We start from the raw sequence: 1174 nt of genomic DNA on the forward strand, positions 1-1174 counted from the left end.
ACCGGCTGTAAGTTTTAGCTTCAAGGTAACCGGGTGAATAGTTTTGTGTTCTTCATGCACCATCGGCGTATCAACTTCTGGCGGACAAATCACTTGAACCGCTACACCTTCAGGCGCCAGTTCGGTGCGCAAGGCCTGAGCTAAACCCACCACCCCAAACTTAGAGGCATTGTAAGAGGTATAGGCATAAGTACCGACCAACCCTGCCATAGAAGCCACCAAGGCTAACTTGCTAGGCACTTTGTTTTTCTTCAATAAAGGAATAGTCGCCTGAGCAAAGTTACGAGAACCAAAAAGGTTAACTGTCACAACAGTCTCAAACTCTTTAGCTGGTACAGCTTCAAATAAACCAGTGCGATTAATACCTGCACAATGCAAGGCTATCGTTGGTAATCCCACATGACACGCCGCTTCTGAAACTACTTTAAGCAGGCCATCCAGGTCTGTCACATCGGCTTCGTAATAGGCAATACCCTGACTGGAGTTATGCCTTAGATCCTCAATAAGCGATTTTGCCTGCTCATCAAACTTTAGATCGAATAAGGCCAGGTTGGCACCCGTTTTTACGTAGCGCCGTGCGATTTCCTGGCCAATGCCACTCGCTGCACCGGTGATATAAATCGTTTCTTGATTCATTAGTGTGCTGCCTCTGATTGTTGTTTTTTAGTAGTCATCGAAGCTTCCGGCGCGAAGGCATCCTCATCGATACAGAGTATCTTGGGTAGTCCCCTTCTATTGCATAAGCCGGTAGATTTGCATTACTAGAGCACACTTTACCGCCTTGGGTAAATACCATATCGCGTAAGAAGACCATGCAAGTGGGGCTAAGGAAACTAATAAAGCAGGCTAACGCTCCATACAACACAGTCTATATGAGACTAATAGCGACATTCAAAACCTGAGCGATTAAGAACACCACTAAAGAATCAGACCTCTACTAGCGCTTCTATCAAATACAGCTCTTTAATCTTCTCGGGCAACTCAATTATCTTTCTCGCTTCAAGGTCCATCCAGCCCACCACACAACGATGAACTGCCGATAGTTCACCATTGGCCTTATAGATATTTTGTAGCATCTGCACAGTTTTGGTAAAACCAGTTGGCTCACCTGGCTCCACTGTTACGCGCAACTCATCACCTATATTAACTTCGGCTTTGTACTTAGTCTCTTCCT

The 1174-nt window shown here is 45.6% G+C and carries 2 protein-coding genes; both read right to left on the minus strand.

Annotation, left to right across the window (positions count from 1 at the left end; translation table 11 throughout):
* Nucleotides 1-636, minus strand: a 636-nt coding sequence (locus A3729_RS28730; RefSeq protein ID WP_068634543.1) for an SDR family NAD(P)-dependent oxidoreductase, incomplete at its 3' end; no start/stop codon positions are given.
* A 290-nt stretch (nt 637-926) separates the two neighbouring features.
* On the minus strand, nt 927-1174 hold a 248-nt coding region (locus A3729_RS33640; protein WP_197476240.1), incomplete at its 5' end, for a thioesterase family protein.

Source organism: Oleiphilus sp. HI0043 (assembly GCF_001634935.1).